12 protein-coding genes are annotated in these 17,445 nt (G+C 75.5%); 6 read left to right on the forward strand and 6 right to left on the reverse strand.

Annotation, left to right across the window (positions count from 1 at the left end):
- Positions 1 to 23: 23 nt before the first annotated feature.
- The 4 genes from ACFXOZ_RS09515 to ACFXOZ_RS09530 all read right to left on the reverse strand — a co-directional run bounded on the left by ACFXOZ_RS09515 (position 24) and on the right by ACFXOZ_RS09530 (position 4,992).
- Positions 24 to 2,261, reverse strand: a complete 2,238-nt coding sequence (locus ACFXOZ_RS09515; RefSeq protein WP_380588854.1) for a catalase — start codon at positions 2,259 to 2,261, stop codon at positions 24 to 26.
- 365 nt (positions 2,262 to 2,626) lie between these two features.
- Positions 2,627 to 3,160, reverse strand: coding sequence for a DUF1360 domain-containing protein (locus ACFXOZ_RS09520; protein WP_380588857.1), 534 nt, complete (start codon positions 3,158 to 3,160; stop codon positions 2,627 to 2,629).
- Between the two features lie 29 nt (positions 3,161 to 3,189).
- The gene (locus ACFXOZ_RS09525) at positions 3,190 to 3,357 is read right to left on the reverse strand and encodes a hydrophobic protein (protein WP_380522185.1); all 168 of its coding nucleotides are present in this window, start codon (positions 3,355 to 3,357) and stop codon (positions 3,190 to 3,192) included.
- A 249-nt stretch (positions 3,358 to 3,606) separates the two neighbouring features.
- The gene (locus tag ACFXOZ_RS09530) at positions 3,607 to 4,992 is read right to left on the reverse strand and encodes a rhodanese-like domain-containing protein (RefSeq protein WP_380588860.1); all 1,386 of its coding nucleotides are present in this window, start codon (positions 4,990 to 4,992) and stop codon (positions 3,607 to 3,609) included.
- 345 nt (positions 4,993 to 5,337) lie between these two features.
- Here ACFXOZ_RS09530 and ACFXOZ_RS09535 point away from each other — a divergent pair, with 345 nt between their 5' ends.
- From ACFXOZ_RS09535 to ACFXOZ_RS09545, 3 genes are all read left to right on the forward strand, one after another.
- Positions 5,338 to 5,493 (forward strand): hypothetical protein, encoded by a 156-nt coding sequence (locus ACFXOZ_RS09535; protein ID WP_380588863.1) that lies wholly within the window; start codon positions 5,338 to 5,340, stop codon positions 5,491 to 5,493.
- Positions 5,490 to 6,239 (forward strand): sulfite exporter TauE/SafE family protein, encoded by a 750-nt coding sequence (locus tag ACFXOZ_RS09540; protein ID WP_380522189.1) that lies wholly within the window; start codon positions 5,490 to 5,492, stop codon positions 6,237 to 6,239. The genes ACFXOZ_RS09535 and ACFXOZ_RS09540 overlap by 4 nt, the downstream gene beginning before the upstream one ends.
- A gap of 80 nt (positions 6,240 to 6,319) precedes the next feature.
- On the forward strand, positions 6,320 to 6,886 hold the full coding sequence (locus ACFXOZ_RS09545) for a rhodanese-like domain-containing protein (protein WP_380588866.1): 567 nt from the start codon (positions 6,320 to 6,322) through the stop codon (positions 6,884 to 6,886).
- 105 nt (positions 6,887 to 6,991) lie between these two features.
- On the opposite strand, the gene ACFXOZ_RS09550 is transcribed toward ACFXOZ_RS09545, so the two are convergent.
- On the reverse strand, positions 6,992 to 8,206 hold the full coding sequence (locus ACFXOZ_RS09550) for a saccharopine dehydrogenase family protein (protein ID WP_380588868.1): 1,215 nt from the start codon (positions 8,204 to 8,206) through the stop codon (positions 6,992 to 6,994).
- Between the two features lie 143 nt (positions 8,207 to 8,349).
- On the reverse strand, positions 8,350 to 9,519 hold the full coding sequence (locus ACFXOZ_RS09555) for an MFS transporter (RefSeq protein WP_380588967.1): 1,170 nt from the start codon (positions 9,517 to 9,519) through the stop codon (positions 8,350 to 8,352).
- Positions 9,520 to 9,654: 135 nt separating this feature from the next.
- Here ACFXOZ_RS09555 and ACFXOZ_RS09560 point away from each other — a divergent pair, with 135 nt between their 5' ends.
- The 3 genes from ACFXOZ_RS09560 to ACFXOZ_RS09570 all read left to right on the forward strand — a co-directional run bounded on the left by ACFXOZ_RS09560 (position 9,655) and on the right by ACFXOZ_RS09570 (position 17,440).
- Positions 9,655 to 10,410 (forward strand): AraC family transcriptional regulator, encoded by a 756-nt coding sequence (locus ACFXOZ_RS09560; protein ID WP_380400052.1) that lies wholly within the window; start codon positions 9,655 to 9,657, stop codon positions 10,408 to 10,410.
- A gap of 107 nt (positions 10,411 to 10,517) precedes the next feature.
- Entirely contained in the window at positions 10,518 to 11,261 is a 744-nt protein-coding gene (locus ACFXOZ_RS09565) for an SOS response-associated peptidase (RefSeq protein ID WP_380588871.1), read from the forward strand.
- A gap of 104 nt (positions 11,262 to 11,365) precedes the next feature.
- On the forward strand, positions 11,366 to 17,440 hold the full coding sequence (locus ACFXOZ_RS09570) for a tetratricopeptide repeat protein (RefSeq protein WP_380588874.1): 6,075 nt from the start codon (positions 11,366 to 11,368) through the stop codon (positions 17,438 to 17,440).
- Positions 17,441 to 17,445: the final 5 nt, after the last annotated feature.

Consider the following 17,445-nt stretch of genomic DNA (forward strand, 5'->3'; position numbering starts at 1 on the left):
CCACCGGACGCGGTTGCGCAGAGTCAGCGCTGTGGGAAACGATGCTGCTCGACGAGGCGGGCGAAGTCCCCCCAGAACGCCGGCCCGGTTGCCTCGTCGGCACCGCGGACCGCTACACCCGCCGTCGCGTTCGGAAGGTCGAGGCCGGCCATGCGGGACAGCTCGACGCCGGATCCCAGCAGCGCGACGGGCTTGCCGTGGCGCAGCGTCTCGGCGAGGAACCGGACCGCGTCCGGATCGACGTGACGGGCCAGGTCGCCGAAGTCGGGGACCACCAGCGCGTCGTACAGGACCGAGGCGACGGTCGGCAGCGGCCGGTCCACCGGCACCCGGGCGCCGTCGTGCGCGAGCACGTGGCCGCCGTGCGCGGCCAGTGTCTCCACCACGGCGCCCCGGGCACCCAACTGCTCATGGGCGGAACGGATCTGTTCCCCGTCCACGCCCGGAGCCGCCAGTACGGCGACCTTGCGGGTGCGGATGCCGGAACCGCGCAGGTTCTCCAGGCTCAGCGCGGGGGAAGTCCGAGGCCCGGCCGTACCGCTACCGGCCGATGCCGTCGCCCTGTCTGCGGGCTCGGCCTCGGGTTCGGGCTCGCCGATCCGCCGGGCGACCTCAGCGGCCAGCCCTCCGTCCACGTGCACCAGGTTGCCGACCATGCGGCGGCGGACCTCGTCGCTGCCCAGCTTGCCGAGTTCGAAGGCGAAGGCGGCGGTGATGTGCTGCTGTTCCCAGTCGCTCATGCTGTGCCAGAACAGAGCGGCCTGGCTGTAGTGGTCGGCGAAGCTGGGACTGCGGCGGCGCACGGCCGCGCCGTCGATCCGCTCCTGGTAGTGCTCGAACACCCCCTCGGGCAAGCGGCCGCCGCCCATCGTGAAGGGGCAGCCGCCGCCCACGGAGTTCGGGGTGTAGCTGGTTCCGTCGTGGACGACCTGCTGGCCGTAGCCGTCGCGGTGGTTGGTGCGCACGTCGGCAAGCGGGCGGTTGACCGGCAGCTGGGTGAAGTTGGGGCCGCCCAGGCGGATCAGCTGGGTGTCCAGGTACGAGAAGTTGCGGCCCTGGAGCAGCGGGTCGTTGGTGAAGTCGATGCCCGGGACGACGTTGGCGGTGTGGAAGGCCACCTGCTCGGTCTCGGCGAAGAAGTTCTGCGGGTTGCGGTCCAGGACCATCCGCCCGACCGGGCGCACCGGGACGAGTTCCTCCGGGACCAGCTTGGTCGGGTCCAGCAGGTCGAAGGGGAAGGCGAACTCGTCCTCCTCCGGAATGAGTTGGACGCCGAGTTCGTACTCGGGGAAGTCGCCGGCCGCGATCGCCTCCCACAGGTCGCGGCGGTGGAAGTCGGGATCGCGTCCGGCGGTGAGCTGGGCCTCGTCCCAGACCTGGGAGTAGGTGCCGAGCTTCGGCGTCCAGTGGAACTTCACGAAGGTGCCCCGGCCCCCGGCGTCGACGAGGCGGAAGGTGTGCACGCCGAAGCCCTGCATCATCCGGTAGCTGCGGGGAATGGCCCGGTCGGACATCACCCACATCAGCATGTGGGTGCTCTCGGGCTGGAGTGAACAGAAGTCCCAGAAGGTGTCGTGGGCGGAGGCGCCGGTGGGGATCTCGTCCGCCGGCTCGGGTTTCACCGCGTGGACGAAGTCGGGGAACTTGGCCGCGTCCTGGATGAAGAAGACCGGCATGTTGTTGCCCACGAGGTCGTAATTGCCGTGCCTGGTGTAGAACTTGGTGGCGAAGCCGCGGACGTCCCGCACCGTGTCGGCGGACCCGCGCGGGCCCTGCACCGTCGAGAAGCGTACGAAGACCGGCGTGCGGCGGCCGGGTTCCTGGAGGAAGTCGGCGCAGGTGGACTCTGCCAGCGACGCGTACGGTTCGAAGAAGCCGTACGCTCCCGCGCCGCGTGCGTGCACCACCCGCTCCGGGATGCGCTCGTGGTCGAAGTGGGTGAGTTTCTCCCGCAGCTGGAAGTCCTCCAGCAGGGTGGGTCCCCGGTCGGCGACGGTGAGGGAGTTGTCGGTGTCGTCGACACCCACCCCCTGATCGGTGGTGAGCGGGCCGTCCGGGTCCACCGCGCGGACGGCGTCCAGCGCGCAGTCCTTTTCGTCGCGCTCCGGCTCCTCGGACCGCTGGCGTTCGGGAGTCTCGGTGACGAGCGGGGAATCCGGCTCGTGCTCGGGCTCGGCGGGTGGTTCTGGAGCCGGGGTCTCCGTGACCAGGGGCGAATGCGCGGGGTCGGGGTTCTGAGGGGTTGCGGGATCGGTGCTCATCTCGTGTTCTCCGTCCTGGTGTCGGTGCCGGACCGCCGCGAGCGCACCCCAGGCACCAGAGGTCGGCCGGACCAGCGCGGGATCTCCATTGCGGGCGAGTGCTGGCGACGCGCGCCGTCGCGCCCGAAGCCGCGACGCCTCTGACGTCCGAGGCGAGCGGGCCGTGGGTGAACCGCCGGGGCTCGGCCGAGTCGACGTAGCTGACCGGGGCCTGGGCCGCGCAGCGGTTGGTACGGGTTCCGCCGGATACGCCATGCCCCTGCGGGTTGCCGCCCCCGCCGGAGCCAAACGGTGACTGTCCGGTTGATCGCGGCGGCCAGCTGCGGACGCCTCGCGTTCGACCCGTCACTGAGGGGCCACGACATCTACCGCGACGCGGCCTCCTGAAGCCCGGCCCGGGCGAAGTGCAGCAGGTCGGAGAGCGCGAGCGCGGACAGGCCCGCACTGACGAGCCGGGTCACCTCCGGAGCGAGGACCTGGCCCGCCGTGAGACCCGTGGAGATCCACAGACCGGCGCAGAACGGACAGGTGACCAGCTCGCCGATGGCGCGACGAACGCCCGTGCCCCGGACGTCCTCCGCCAGTTCGGCCGGACCGGCCTGGCCGCGGAAGCGGGCGAACGGCAGCCGGACCGGACTGGTCACCGGATCCTTCGCCACCAGCCGGGACAGCCTGTGCACGGCGCCGGCGGTGAGCAGAACGTCCCACGGGCCAGGTGTCGGCAGCGGCCGTCTCGCCCGTCGGGCGGAGGCCGTGAGCACTCCGACGCAGCCCAGGTAGCCGACCATGACGGCGAGGTAACCGCCGATCGGCTGCTCACCGTCCGGCTCGTACGCCCGGCGTTCACGGCGGAGCGACGATCCAAGGGCATCCAGGCCAGACCTTCCGGAGCCGCTCACGGTCGGATCGGGGTACGCGTGGAGGCCGGTCACCATCGGTACCACCGGCGACCACCGGCGGCTCCGCCGCCCGTGAAGACGAAGCCGAGAACCCAGACGACGAGAACGGCCAGGGCGATCCACCACAGAATGTGGATCGCGAAGCCGGCGCCGCCCAGGATCAGTGCGAGCAGCAGGACGAGGACGAGGAGAAGCATGGGAGTCGGCCCTTCTCACGGTTGGCTGGATGTTCCGGACATCGCGCCTGCCCGATTCGACCCGAATCAAGCCGGGTCCTGGAACCGATCCGTCGTCCTCTGTCGCACCGCTCCCTCCTCCCCTCCAGATGCCACCGTGACCGAGCGCGCGAACCATGGACGTTCCCCGTCTCGCACCCGAGCGACACCATCGTGACCTCCGACGAAGTGACCTCAGAAGCCTGGGCGGCCCCTCCGCGGCGGCTGGGTTCAGGGCTGGGTGGGGCGGGTGGTGGTGTGCCAGGCGTGGTAGCCGCCGAGGAGGTCGGAGACGTCGGGGTGGCCGTGGTGGCGCAGGAGGCTGGCGGCGATGGAGGAGCGGTGGCCGCTGGCGCAGTGGATGACGAGGGGGTGGTCGGTGGGGATCTCGGCGAGGCGGGTGGGGAGTTCGGTCAGGGGGATGTGGAGGGAGCCTTCGATGGCGCCGGTTTCGCGTTCGCCGCAGGTGCGGACGTCCAGGACGGTGGGGGGCTGGTCGGTGGTGAGGGCGGTGCGGAGCTGGTCGGCGGTGAGGCGGCTGGCGGGGGTGAGGTGGTCGGCGAGGGCGGGTAGGGCGGTGTCGGGGTTGCGCAGGTAGCCGGCGATGCGGTCGAAGCCGATGCGGGCGAGGCGGGTGATGACCTCGTTCTCGCGGTCCTGGGGGGCGATGATCGCGATGTCGCTGTCGGGGGTGAGGACGGTGCCGGCCTGTTCGGCGAAGCGGCCGTCGATGGGGACGTTGACGGCGCCGCGCAGGTGTCCGGCGGCGAAGTCCTGGGGGCTGCGGGCGTCGAGGACGACGGCGCCGGCGGTGCGGGCCTCCTTGAGGCCTTCGGGGCACAGCGGGCGGGCTGCGGTGCAGGGGTCGAGCAGGGGGTGGTCCTGGCGGTTGAGGGCGGCGTCGTGGCCGAAGTAGGCGGGGGCGGTGGACTGGCCGGCGGTGACGATGCGGACGAAGGTGTCCTGGTCCATGGGCCGGCAGGCGTAGTTGGTGCGGCGCTGGGTGCCGATGGTGGAGCGCTTCTCGGTGGAGAGGTTCTTGCCGCAGGCCGAGCCGGCGCCGTGGGCGGGGAAGACCAGGGTCTCGTCGGGCAGGCCCATCAGCTTGCGGTGGACGCTGTCGTAGAGCATCGCGCCGAGCTCCTCGGCGGTGACGCCGACCGAGGCGAGCAGGTCGGGCCGGCCGACGTCGCCGATGAACAGCGCGTCGCCGGTGAGCACCCCGTACGGGACGGCGTCGTCGGGCTGCTCGAAGACCAGGATGCTGATCGACTCGGGCGTGTGGCCGGGGGTCTCCATGATCTGCAGGGCGACGTCGCCCAGTTCGATCCGCTCGCCGTCGGCGAGCTTGCGGATCGGGTACTCGGTCTCGGCCCGCTGCCCGTAGCCGATCCAGGCGCCGGTGCGGGCGGCCAGTTCGAGGTGGCCGGCCAGGAAGTCGGCGTGGAAGTGGGTGTTGATGACGGCCTCGACGGTGAAGCCGTGGGCCTCGGCGTCGGCGACGTACTCCTCCACGTCACGGCGCGGGTCGACGACGACGGCGCGGCCGGTGCGCTCGTCGGCGATCAGGTACGAGGCCTGGGAGAGGCAGTCGAGGTAGAACTGGGCGAAGTACATGGGGTTTTCCTCCTGGGCGACGCCGGGCGCCACGGTGCGGGCGCGGGTTTCTCAGATACCCCCCTCGGTATTTCTACCAGCATACGGCCGCCATGGCCGAATACGGACGGGGGTATCGCCGAAGGATTTCGATAATACCCCCGGGGGTACTATGGTGGGCGTCGACGGGGGAACCGGCCCGCCGCCTCCCCGGGCATCATCGCCCGGGCCCGGCCGAGCCGACGAGAGACCCGCACCACCTCGCGCACCACCGCCACCGCCCGCACCGGGCGGCGGCACCGTGCGACCGCGGCACCCCCGACCCGCCGGACCACCGCGGCCCGGCCCGCACCACTGGAGAAGCCCGTGCCCCAGCTGCCGCCCACCCCTGGCCCGCCCACCGCCGGCCCGTCCGCCCCCGGCCTGGCCACCCCCGGGCCGAGCGCCCCCGCGCGGTCCGCGCCCGCCCGGGCCGGCCTGCCGACCGCCGAGCCCAACGGCACTACGGGGCACGTGATATGACCACGCTCCTGCTGGCGCTGGCCGCCGGCGCGGTGGTCGGGCTGGCCCTCGGCGGCCTCGGTGGCGGCGGCAGCATGCTGGCCGTGCCCGCCCTGGTCTACCTGCTCGGCTTCTCCCCCGCGCTGGCCACCACGGCGAGCCTGGTGATCGTCGCCGCGACCTCGCTGACCGGCCTGCTCGCCCACGCCCGGGCCGGACGGGTGCGCTGGCGCACCGGTGCGCTGTTCGCCGCCGCCGGGCTGCCCGCCGCCGCGGCGGGCGGGGCGCTCTCGGCCCGTCTGCCGGGCGCGCTGCTGACCGGCGCCTTCGCGGTGCTGGCCGCGCTGGCCGCGTGGCGGATGCTGCTGCCGGCCAGGACCGACCGGCAGGAACGTTCCGCCGCCGGGCCGGGCCGCTCGACCGCGGCGGGTGCCGGCCTCGGCGCCGTCACCGGACTGCTCGGCGTCGGCGGCGGCTTCCTCGCCGTCCCCGCGCTGGTCTCGGTGCTCGCCTTCACCATGGCCGAGGCGGTCGGCACCAGCCTGCTGGTGATCACCGCCAACTCCCTCGCCGCCCTGCTCCCCCGCCTCGGCGCCGCCGGCTCGATCGACTGGGCCGTCGCCGCGCCCTTCACCGGTGCCGCGATCCTCGGCGCCTGGGACGGCAAGCGGCTCGCCGACAAGCTCAGCGGACGCGCCCTCCAGCGGGCCTTCGCGATCGCCCTGCTCGGCGTCGCCGCCCTGATGCTGGTCACCACGCTGACGTGACCGGCCCTCCCGCCCCGGCCGCCTCCCCCGGGCGTGCCGGTCCCCCCACCCCTCCCGTCCCGAGAGGACACCGCTTCCCCATGACCACCCCGCTCACCGTCGACCAGTTGGAGCCGCGCCTCGGCCGGCTCACCCTCATCGACGTCCGCTCCCCCGGCGAGTACGCCGCCGGACACATCCCGGGCGCCCTGAACATCCCGCTCGACCGGCTCGACCACGCGCTGCCCGCCCTGCGCAGCGCGGCCGCACGGTCCCAACTCGCCGTCGTCTGCGCGGCCGGGCAGCGGGCCCTGAACGCCTGCGCGCGGCTCGACGAAGCCGGGATCACCGCTCTCGTCGTCACCGGCGGCACCAACGCCTGGACGGACGCGGGCCGCCCCGTCGAGCGGGTGGCCGGCGCCCGCCCGGTGTGGGCGATGGACCGTCAGGTCCGGCTGGTGGCCGGCTCGATCGTGCTGCTCGGCCTGCTGGCCGACCGGGCCCGACCGGGCGCCCGCTGGATCTCCGCCGCGGTCGGCGGTGGGCTGGTCCTGTCCGCGCTGACCGACAGCTGCGCGCTGGGGACGGCACTGGGCAGGCTCCCGTACAACCGCCCCCGCCCGGGCACGCCGACCCTCGACGACACGCTCGCCGCGATCGGCGGCTGAGCCCCTGCCCCGGTGGGTGCGGCCGCGCCCAGCGGGGCCTGCCAGGGCCCGCCGATCCGCCGGCCCGAGGTCCCCTGCCCACCCCCGGGGCGGGGGACCTCGTCGTCAGGCGCAGGCGCCCAACTCCACCACCACGCCCACCCCGGGCCGGTACCGCGCCAGGTCCGCGAAGAACCGCTCCGCGTCGACGGCCGTCTCCGGCGGGTGGACGCCCGGTGTGCGCACCGTGCCGTCCAGCAGCTGGGCCAGCCCGAGCGCGGCCGGGACGCCGGTACCCTCGGCCATGTCGGCCAGCAGCGCGTCCGCGCCGGTCAACCGGGCCAGGGCGCTCGCCCGGCGGCCGTCCACCGTCCCGGTCGCGGCGGCGAAGAAACCGGGCAGGCTGCCCGGGGAGCCGAAGCGGACCGCCCGGGAGCCCGCCCGCAGCATGCGGCGCAGCGAGGGCCGGTCTAGGGCGAGGGCGGCGGTCTCGTTGCTGAGCCGCCCCGCGTCGAGGTCGCGGCGCAGCACGTCCAGGTAGGCGGCGGTGCCCGCCCTGACCACCATCAGGCTGGCCGCGTCGCCGCCCGGCCGGAGGGTGCGGTGCAGGGTGACCGGTTCCGGGTGCCCGACGGTGTACGCGGTGCCCCGGTGGCCGCCGGGCAGGTCGAGCGCGACCTGTTCGAGCGGTGGCCGCCGGGTGAGCCGCCCGCCGCGTACGACGGCGACGGTGCCGCTGACCTGCTGCATCCAGTGCACGGCGGCGGCCGCCGGGGCGCCGTCGCGGCTCAGCAGCGGGGTGTCGCCCGAATCGGGGCCGGTGACGGAATCGGGGCCGACGTCGACGGGCCAGGCGGTGTGGAGGTCGGTGAGGGTGTCGAGGAGGGCGGCGGCCCGGACGGCGAGCAGGTTGCTGACGCCGGGGCTGGCGCCCATGCCGATCACCGCGCGGACTCCGGCGGCGCGCGCCTCCCGGTCCAACTCCAGCATGGCGACGGTGGGTTCCCAGTCGTCGCAGATGTCGAGGTAGTCCGTCCCGGTGCGGATCGCGGCGCGCAGCACGTCGAGTCCGAAGCGGTAGTACGGCCCGACGGTGTTGAGCACTGCGTCCGCCCCGTCGAGGGCGGTGTCCAGTTCGGCCCGGTCGGTGACGTCGACCCGCCGGGCCCGGACGGTCACGCCCGCGCCCGAGGCGTGGTCGGCGAGCCCGGCGGCGGTGCGGCGGGCGGCGTCCGGGGCGCGGTCGGCGATCACCAGTTCCCGGACGCCGGGGAGCCGAGCAGTGACCCGGGCGGCGACGCGGCCCATCGCACCGGCTCCGCCGAGGGCGAGCACCTTCATGTCGGTCGTCCCTTCCGTCGCTGAACTATCGTGTCCATTACGAACGTATCATCTACGAACGTTGTGACTGTGAACGACAGCTGCGTGGATACGGGCCCGGCCCAGCCACCGCCCGCCGGGACGCGACCGTCAGGGCACGACCGTCAGGAACCGGCCTCCGGCCCGGTGGGCTCCGGCAGGACGGGCTCCGGCAGGGTGCGGAACAGCGCCCAGCTCAGCAGCGGCATCGCCACCAGCGGCACCAGCGCCGTCCGCAGCGAGGTCGCGTCCGCGAGGCCGCCGATCAGCGGGCTGGCCAGCCCGCCGATGCTCACCGTCAGCCCGAGGGTGATCCCGCTCGCCGTGCCGATCCGCGAGGGCAGGTAGTCCTGCCCCAGCGTGACCTGGAGCGAGAACGGCACGTACAGGCCCGCCGAGGTCAGCGCCACGCACCCGTACAGCGCGGGGCCGGGTACCACCAGCACCCCGGCGACCGCCACCGCCGCCACCAGGTACGACCAGCGCGACACGGCGACCCGCCCCCACCGCTCGGCCAGTGCCCCGCCCAGCACCGAGCCCACCGCGCCGCCCGCGTACAGCACCACCAGCGCCGCCGTGCCCGCCGCCGAACCGCCGCCGAGGCGCTGGGTGGCGTACAGCGACAGGAAGGTGCTCAGCCCGGTGAAAGCGATCGAGCGGCAGACCACGGCCAGCGACAGCCGGACGAAGGCGGCCCGGTCGTCGCGGCCGGTCCGCTCCACCGGGCCCGCCCCGGCGGCCCGCTGCCGGGCCAGCTCCCGCAGCACCGGCAGGCACAGCAGCGCCCCCGCCAGGGCCGGCAGCAGGAGCAGCGGGCTCAGCCGCAACCCGCCGAGGCCGACCACGCCGGCGACCAGCAGCGGGGCCGCCGCGAAGCCCAGGTTGCCGCCCAGCGAGAACCAGGCCATCCCCCGGTGCCCGGACCCCCGGGCCACCGCCCGCGCCACCCGGGCCGACTCCGGGTGGTACGCGGCCACCCCGACGCCGGAGAGTGCCACCCAGGCGAGCGTCGGCCCGTACGCGTCGTCCAGTCCGCAGAGCGCGATGCCCGCGCCGCCGACCAGGGTGCTGACCGGCAGCAGCCAGGGCAGCGGCCACCGGTCGGTCAGTGCCCCGAACAGCGGCTGGGCCACCGAGGAGAGCAGCGAGGCGGCCAGCACCACGCCGGAGACGGCGGCGTAGCCGTAGCCGCGCTCGGCGACCAGGAAGGGGACCAGGGCCGCCACCGCGCCCTGGTAGACGTCCACGCAGGAGTGCCCGACGGAGAGCAGGGTGATCGAGGTCCGCCCCGACAGCCCTCCCGTCGGTCCGGCCGCCCGCTTCGTCGGTGTCGTTGTCGTCGCCGTCGCTGTCACTGGGGTCCTTGGAGTGCTCACCCGGACATGCTGGAACCGGAACCTCCTGTCGGACTTCCGATAATCTGCCAGGTGATGCCGAAAATCCGCCACGATCCCGTCGCCCCCACCCGGGCCGAGCTGCTCGCCCCCGGCACCGGGATCGACGCCCACCGCCACGACGACCACCAGATCGCCTACGCCGCCCGCGGCGTGGTCGCCATCACCACCGACGCCGGATCCTGGGTCGCCCCGAGCACCCGCGCGCTCTGGATCCCGGCCGGCACCGTGCACGCCCACCAGGCGCACGGCGAACTCGAACTCCACCTCGTCGGCCTGCCCGCCACCGAGAACCCGCTCGGCCTCGACCGGCCCACCGTCCTCGCCGTCGGCCCGCTGCTGCGCGAACTGATCGTCGCCTACACCCGCGCCCCGGCCCAGGACGGCCCCGAACGCTCCCGGCTGCGCGCCGTCCTGCTCGACCAGCTGCGCGCCTCCCCCCAGCAGCCGCTGCACCTGCCCACCCCCGCCGCGCCGCTGCTCCGGGCCCTGTGCGCGCTGCTGCACGCCGACCCGGCCGACCACCGCACCCTCGCCGAACTCGGCCGGGCCGTCGGCGCCAGCGACCGGACGCTGTCCCGGCTGTTCCGCGCCGACCTCGGCATGACCTTCCCCCAGTGGCGCACCCAACTCCGGCTGCACCACGCCCTGGTGCTGCTCGCCGAGGGGCAGCCGGTCACCGCCGTCGCCCACCGCTGCGGCTGGTCCTCCGCCAGCGCGTTCATCGACGTCCACCGCCGCACCTTCGGCCACACCCCGGGGCACGGCCCCGACGGCCGTCCGGCGCGCTGACCGAGCTCTCACCGGGCCCCTGCCCGGCCACCCGACCGAGCCCCCTGGCCGACCACCGTCGTGTGCCGAGCGCCCGGTTGTCCGTGCCGGGTGGCAGGCTTGGGGGCATGTGCGGCCGATTCGTCTCCACCACCACGCCCCAGGACCTCGTCTCACTGCTCGGAGAGCTCCGGTGGGACCCGGCCGAAACCCTCGCGCCGAGCTGGAACGTCGCCCCCACCGACGCCGTCCCGGCCGTCCTGGAACGCGTCGACCGGGAGACCGGTGAGCTGCTGCGCCAGCTCCGCCCGCTGCGCTGGGGCCTCGTGCCGTCCTGGTCCAAGGACCCGTCCGGCGGCGCCCGGATGATCAACGCTCGCTCGGAGACCGTCGACAGCAAGCCCGCCTTCCGCAAGGCCTTCCGGGCCCGCCGCTGCGTCATCCCCGCCGACGGCTACTACGAGTGGCGCGAGGTGCCCGCCACCGCCGACCGCAAGAAGTACAAGCAGCCGTACTTCCTCAGCACCGGCGCCACCATGCTGATGGCCGGCCTGTACGAGTTCTGGCGCGACCCCGCCCGCGCCGAGGACGACCCGCTCGCCTGGCTCGCCACCGCCACGGTCGTCACCACCGACGCCACCGACTCGGCCGGGCGGGTGCACGACCGGATGCCGCTCACCGTCGCCCCCGACGACGTCCCCGCCTGGCTCTCGCCCGACCGCACCGACCCGGCCGAACTCCACCACCTGATGCGCCGCCCCGCCGACGGCGCGCTGCGGGTGCGAGCCGTCCCACCCGTCGTCAACAGCGTCCGCAACAACGGCCCCGAGCTGCTCGCCGCCGCCCCGGACCCGCTGGGGCTCGCCGACTGACGGACCGCCCGCCCAGGTTCCGCTGACAGCGCGTCCGGCCTGCACTACGGTAGGCGGGCAGAGCAGCAGGGCACGGGGGCGAGGGCGGCGCAGTGTTGATGTCCATGACGGCACACGGGCGTCCCGAGCACGGCATGCCCGGCCCGGAGCCCTACGAGCAGCGCCGCCGCCCCGGCTCACCGTTCGCCGGCGGCGGCGACCCGCACGTCGCCGTCCTCCCGCCCGAGGCCGCCCGGGCCGCGCTGACCGTCCGGGCCACCACCGCGACCCCCAACCTCCCGCCCCGGGCCGCCGGCCGACTCATCGGCAGGGAGGGCGAGTTGCGCGCCGTCGCCGACGCCCTCGGGCACGCGGACGGCGGCGGACTGGTCACCCAGGCCACCACCCTGCACGGCCTCGGCGGCGTCGGGAAGACCAGCCTGGCCCTGCACCACGCCTACGCCCGGGCCGGGGACTACCGGCTGATCTGGTGGATCACCGCCGAGTCCGAGGGCCAGCTCGCCGAGGCCTTCGCCGGGCTCGCCGTCCACCTCCACCCCTCCTGGGCGCTCACCGCCCCGCCCGGCCAGCAGGTCGAGTGGGCCATCGCCTGGCTGCGCGCCCACGACCGCTGGCTGCTCGTCTACGACAACGCCGAGGACCCGGCCCACCTGACCCCGTACGTCGGCCGACTCCTCGGCCGCGGCCACCAGTTGGTCACCAGCCGGCGCGCGAGCGGCTGGCACCCCGGGATCCGGCCGGTGCGCGTCGACGTCCTCGACGCCCCCGAGGCCGCCCGGCTGCTGTGCGCCACGGCCTACACCGGCGACACCCTGGACGCCGCCGAGCAGGACGAGGCCCGGGCGCTGGCCGACGAACTCGGCCACCTGCCGATCGCCCTCGCCCAGGCCGGCGCCTACGTCCAGCAGACCGGCACCACCTTCGCCGCCTACCGCGAACTCCTGCGCGCCACCGGCCCGGTGGGGCCGGGCGCCGAGTCCACCGTGGCCCGGCTCTGGCGGACCACGCTGCGCACCGTCCAGCACACCGCGCCGTTCGCCGTCGAGCTGCTGCGCACCCTCGCCTGGTACGCCCCCGAGGCGCTGCCGCGCGAGGTGCTCACCCCGTACGGCTCCCGCCGGCCCGAGGAGGTCGACCGGGCGCTGCGGCTGCTCGCCGACTACCACCTGATCACCCTCGGCGAGACCGTCGCCGTCCACCGGCTGCTCCAGGCCGTACTGCGCGGGGCCGACGGCGACCGCACCTTCCGGCAGCGCGCCGAGCACCACCTCGCGGCGGCCGCCGCCCGGCTCTGGCCCACGGGCGGCCCCGGCCTGCGCCGCGCCCTGCTGCCGCACGTCCGGGAACTGGCCGACAGCGGCCCGGCCGACCGGCCGACGGCCGGCACCGTCGCCCTGTACCAGCTGGCGGCGGCCGAACTCACCGACCGGGCCCAGCGGGTGTACGCCGTACGGCTGGTCGAGGCGGTGGCGGACGGGCAGCGGCGGATGCTCGGCGCGGACCACCCGGACACCCTCACCACCCAGGGGCGGCTCGGCCGGCTCCAGGCCAAGACCGGCGACCCGGCCCGGGCCGTCGCACTCTGCCTGGACGTGGTCGCCCGGCGCACCCGCCTCCAGGGCGCGGACCACCCGGCCACCCTCACCGACCGGCACAGCCTCGCCGAGAGCCACCGCCGGGCCGGTCAGCACGAACTCTCCGTCGCGGAGTTCCGCGCCGTCGTCGCCGAGCGGGCGCGGGTGCTGGGGGCGGACCACGCCCACACCATGCACAGCCGGGCGAGCCTCGCGTACGCCCTCCAGATGGCGGGACGGCACCGGGAGTCGATCGCCGAGTACGAACAGCTGGTGGCGGACGCGACGCGGATGCGGGGACCGGGCCACCGGATCGTGTCGACCCGGCGCAGCGGCCTCGCCTTCGCCCGGCTCGCGGCCGGACACTACGACCTGGCCATCGCCGGGTACGAGCAGGTGGTCGCCGACCGCACCCGGCTGCTCGGCCCCGACCACCCCGACACCCTGAACAGCCGCGGCTGGCTCGCCGCCGCCCACTCCGACGCGGGCGACCACCTCGCGGCGGCGGCCGGCTACGAGGCGCTCGTCGCGGACCGCGCCCGGGTGCAGGGCCGGGAGCACCCCCAGACGCTGTTCGCGCGCAAGCGCCTGGCCTCGGTGCACCGCAAGTCCGGCCTCGCCGCCGTCGCCGTGGCCGACTTCGAGGACCTGGTGCCCGCGTACACCCGGGTGCTCGGCCCGGACCACCCGCACACCCTGAACGCGCGCAGCGGCCTCGCCCGCGCCCACCGGGAGGCGGGCACGCCCGACCGCTCGGTCGAGCAGCACCGGGCGCTGGTCCGCCACCGCGCCCGCGTCCAGGGCGAGAACCACCCGGACACCCTGGAGGAGCGCAGCTTCCTCGGCTACGCGCTGCGGGTCGCCGGCCGGCCCGAGCTGGAGGTCGAGGAGCTGGAACGCCTGGTGGCCGACCGGGTCAGGATCCAGGGCCCCGACCACCCCGACACCCTGGACGAGCGCTCGGGCCTCGCCCGGGCGCTGAACGCCGCCGGCCACCCGCGCGCGGCGCTCGCCCTGCGCGAGCGGCTCGTCGCCGACCGGCAACGGGTGCACGGCGCGGAGCACTTCGAGACCTTCGACGCCCGGCTGCGGCTGGCCCGCTCCCTCGACGAGGCCGGACAGCGCCGACGGGCGGCCGAGGAGTGCGACCGCCTGGTCGCCGACCGGCAACGGACCGTCGGCCCCGACCATCCGGACGTGCTCACCACCCGGTGGTGGCAGGCCTCGATCCGCTCCAACGCCTGCGACTACCGCAGGGCGCTGACCCTGTTCCGGCTGCTGCTGGCCGACCGGACCAGGCTCCAGGGCCCCGACCACCCCGCCGTGCTCAACACCCGCTTCTGGCTGGCCACCACCCACCGCAACCTCGGCCGGCACCGCGAGGCCCTGGCCCAGTACGAGGCGCTGCTGGCCGACCGCGTCCGCATCCAGGGCCCGGACCACTCCGACGTCCTGAACACCCGCTTCTGGCTGGGCCACAGCCACCAGTCCCTGGGCGACCACCGCCGCGCCCTGGAGGTGTACGAGGCCCTGGTGGCCGACCACGTCCGGATCCTCGGGCCGGAGCACCCGGACAGCATCGACGCCCGGGTCAGCTGCCTCGCGCTCCACCTGAACACCAGGGACCACCGCCGGGCGGTCGAGCTGGCCGAGTCCCTGGTGCGGGACCGGACCAGGCTCCAGGGCGCCGACCACCCGGAGGCCCTGACCGCCCGCCACTGGCTGGCGACCGCGCACCAGAACGCGGGCTCCCACCGCCGGGCCGACCGGCTGTTCGCCGCCCTGGTCGAGCACCGCACCCGCGTCCAGGGCGCCGACCACCCCGACACGCTGCTGGCCCGTTACACCCGCGCGTCCGCCTGCCAGACCGCCAACGACCCGCAAAGCGCCGTACCGCTGTTCGAGGCGCTGGTCGCCGACTGCGACCGGGTCCTCGGGCCCGAGCACCCGGACACCCTCAACATCCGCATCGGGCAGGCCCTCAGCTGCCACGAGGCCGGCGACCACCCACGGGCGGCCCGGCTGTTCGAGACGCTCGCCGCCGACCTCGTCCGGGTCCTGGGCCCGGACCACCCCACCACCGTCCGGTGCCGGCGCGAGCGGGCCTCGGCCTGGCGGGGATCCGACGAACACCCCAGCGCCATCGCCGAGTTCACCTCGTTGGTGGCGGACCTCACCCGGGTCCACGGCCCGGACCACCCGCACACCCTGGAGCTGCGCCGGGAGCTGGCCCGCTCGTACTCCCGGGCCGGCGACCACCGCCGCGCCGCGGAGTCGTTCGCGGCCCTGGTCGCCGACCGCACCCGGATCCTGGGCCCGGACTACCGGGACACCCTCGACGCCCGCTGGTGGCAGGCCCTCGCCCAGAGCGAGGCCGGCCACCACCGCAGGGCGGGCGACCTGTTCGCCGCCCTGGTCGCCGACCGCGCCCGGGTGCTCGGCGCCGACCACCCGGACACCCTGAACGCCCGCTGGTGGGAGGCGGCCTCGCGCCGCTCGGACGGCGACCTCGACCGGGCCCGGCAGCTGTGCGAGCAGCTGCTCGCCGACCGCCTACGGCTCGACGGCCCGGACCACCCGGAGACCCTCGACGCCCGGCTCCTCCTCGCCTGGGCCCACCGGACCGCCGGCGACCACCTGCTCAGCATCCGGCTCAGCGAGGCCCTGCTGCTCGACCGGATCCGGATCCACGGCCCCGACCACCCGGCCGTGCTGACCGCCCGGAGCATCCTCGCCGCCGACCTCGCGTACGCCGGACTGCGCCGACGGGCCGCCACCGACCGGGAGCAACTGGCCGCCGACCACGACCGCGTCCTCGGGCCGGAGCACCCCGACACCCTCGCCGTCCGATCCCTGCTCGCCCAGGAACTCGCCAAGACCGGCGAACTCGACCGGGCCACCGCGCTCCTCACCGACCTGGTCGCCGCCCGGCGCCGTCTCCAGGACCGGGACCACCCGGACACCCTGGAGGAGCGGGACGAACTCGCCTACACCCACCGCCTCGCCGGACGCCACCGCCAGGAGATCGCCGAGGTCCGGGCGCTCCTCGCCGACCACGAACGCGTCGACGGCCCGGACCACCCCGACACGCTCACCGCCCGCCACCGCCTGGGCCACGCCCTGCGGCACGGCTGGCAGCACGACCGCGCCGACGCGCTCTACCGGGCCCTGCTCGCCGATTGCGACCGGATCCTGGGAGCCGACCACCCCGACGTGCTCGACGTCCGGGACAGCCTCGCGCGCAACCTCGCCGCGGCCGGCCGCCACTCCGAGGCCACCGCCGCCTACCGCGACGCGCTCGCCCACGCGCTCGCCGCGCACGGGCCCGGGCACTCCTTCGTCCGCGAGCTCCGACGCGACCTCGCCAGATCCCTGCTGCTGGCCGGGGAGAGCGCCGCGGCCGTGGCCGAACTCGCCCCACTGGCGGACGAGTGGACCCGGCTCACCGGCCCCGGCCTGCCCGAGCTGGTCCACGCCGGCTGTGTCCTCGCCTTCGCCCACCACCTGGACGGGCAGCGCGAAACCGCACTCCGGCTGGCCGGCGACCTGGTCGCCACCGCGACCGCCGCCCTCGGCGACCCGGACGACGCGACCGTGCCGGCCCGTCTGACCGAGGCGCTCCTGCTCGCCGACGGCCCGCGCCCACTGCGGGCCGTCGTCCGGCTGGAGGAGCTGGCGGAGGCCTGCGCCGAGAGCCGGGGCCCGCGCAGCCCGCTCACCCTGGAGGTCCGCCAGGGCCTCGCCCACGCCCGGCTGCGCGCCGGGGACGCCGACGGGGCGGTCCGCGTGTACGAGCGGATCGTCGCCGACCGGCTCCCGGCCGGGGGCGCCGCGCCGACCGCCGCCCTCCTGGCCGGGCACGCGAGCGCCGACGACGTGGCCGTCAGCCTCGGCGCCCTGCGCACCGGGCCGGTGCCGGTCACGCCCAGCCTCGCCGTCGGCCTGGCGGCGGCCCTCGCCGCGGACGGGCGCCGCGACACCGCCCGGGAGCTGCTGGCGGCGGTCTGCGTCGGGCGCGAGGCCCTGATGGACCCCGGCCACCCGCTGGCGGCCGAGGCCCGTGCCGCGCTGACCGGGCTCGACCGCGCCGAGCGGGTGCCCCTCGGCGCGGTCGCCGGCGCGCCCGTCCCCGGCGCGCCCGCCCAGGTCGGGCTCGGCCGGGGTGCGCCGCAACTGCTCCCCCGCCGTAGCCGCGGCTCGGTGCACCGCGCCGTCGACCCGCCCGCGCCCCGGCCCGCCTGGCGGCCCCGGCTCACCCTCGTCGAGGACCCCGCCGTGGGCGTCACCACCCACCTGGAGTTCCACCTCGAACCCGCCGACGGCTCCGTGCCCGCCGCCCTCCCCGAGCTGCGCCTGGTCGCCGCAGTGTCCCCCGAGGCCGTGCTCGACCCGCCCGTCACCGACCACGTCCCCGCCGGTGCGCCCGCCCGCTTCGCCCTCACCCCGGCCGTGGCCGGCCCGCACACCGTCCGGATCACCGTCTTCGACCGGGGCCACGGCGCCGTCCTCCAGGACCTCTCCGCCGTCCTGGACGTCCCCGCCGAGAGCCCCGCCGAGGCCGGGGCCGCCGTCCCGGCCGAACCCGAAGACCAGGAGCAGGAGTAGATCGA

The sequence above is a fragment of the Kitasatospora sp. NPDC059160 genome (genome assembly GCF_042755465.1).
Taxonomy (GTDB): Bacteria; Actinomycetota; Actinomycetes; order Streptomycetales; family Streptomycetaceae; genus Kitasatospora.

Bases quoted from the DNA above. Each gene is read 5' to 3' on its own strand.
- ACFXOZ_RS09515 (WP_380588854.1), bottom strand. From the start codon at position 2,261: ATGAGCACCGATCCCGCAACCCCTCAGAACCCCGACCCCGCGCATTCG.
- ACFXOZ_RS09525 (WP_380522185.1), bottom strand. From the start codon at position 3,357: ATGCTTCTCCTCGTCCTCGTCCTGCTGCTCGCACTGATCCTGGGCGGC.
- ACFXOZ_RS09530 (WP_380588860.1), bottom strand. From the start codon at position 4,992: ATGTACTTCGCCCAGTTCTACCTCGACTGCCTCTCCCAGGCCTCGTAC.
- ACFXOZ_RS09540 (WP_380522189.1), top strand. From the start codon at position 5,490: ATGACCACGCTCCTGCTGGCGCTGGCCGCCGGCGCGGTGGTCGGGCTG.
- ACFXOZ_RS09545 (WP_380588866.1), top strand. From the start codon at position 6,320: ATGACCACCCCGCTCACCGTCGACCAGTTGGAGCCGCGCCTCGGCCGG.
- ACFXOZ_RS09550 (WP_380588868.1), bottom strand. From the start codon at position 8,206: ATGAAGGTGCTCGCCCTCGGCGGAGCCGGTGCGATGGGCCGCGTCGCC.
- ACFXOZ_RS09560 (WP_380400052.1), top strand. From the start codon at position 9,655: ATGCCGAAAATCCGCCACGATCCCGTCGCCCCCACCCGGGCCGAGCTG.
- ACFXOZ_RS09565 (WP_380588871.1), top strand. From the start codon at position 10,518: ATGTGCGGCCGATTCGTCTCCACCACCACGCCCCAGGACCTCGTCTCA.
- ACFXOZ_RS09570 (WP_380588874.1), top strand. From the start codon at position 11,366: ATGACGGCACACGGGCGTCCCGAGCACGGCATGCCCGGCCCGGAGCCC.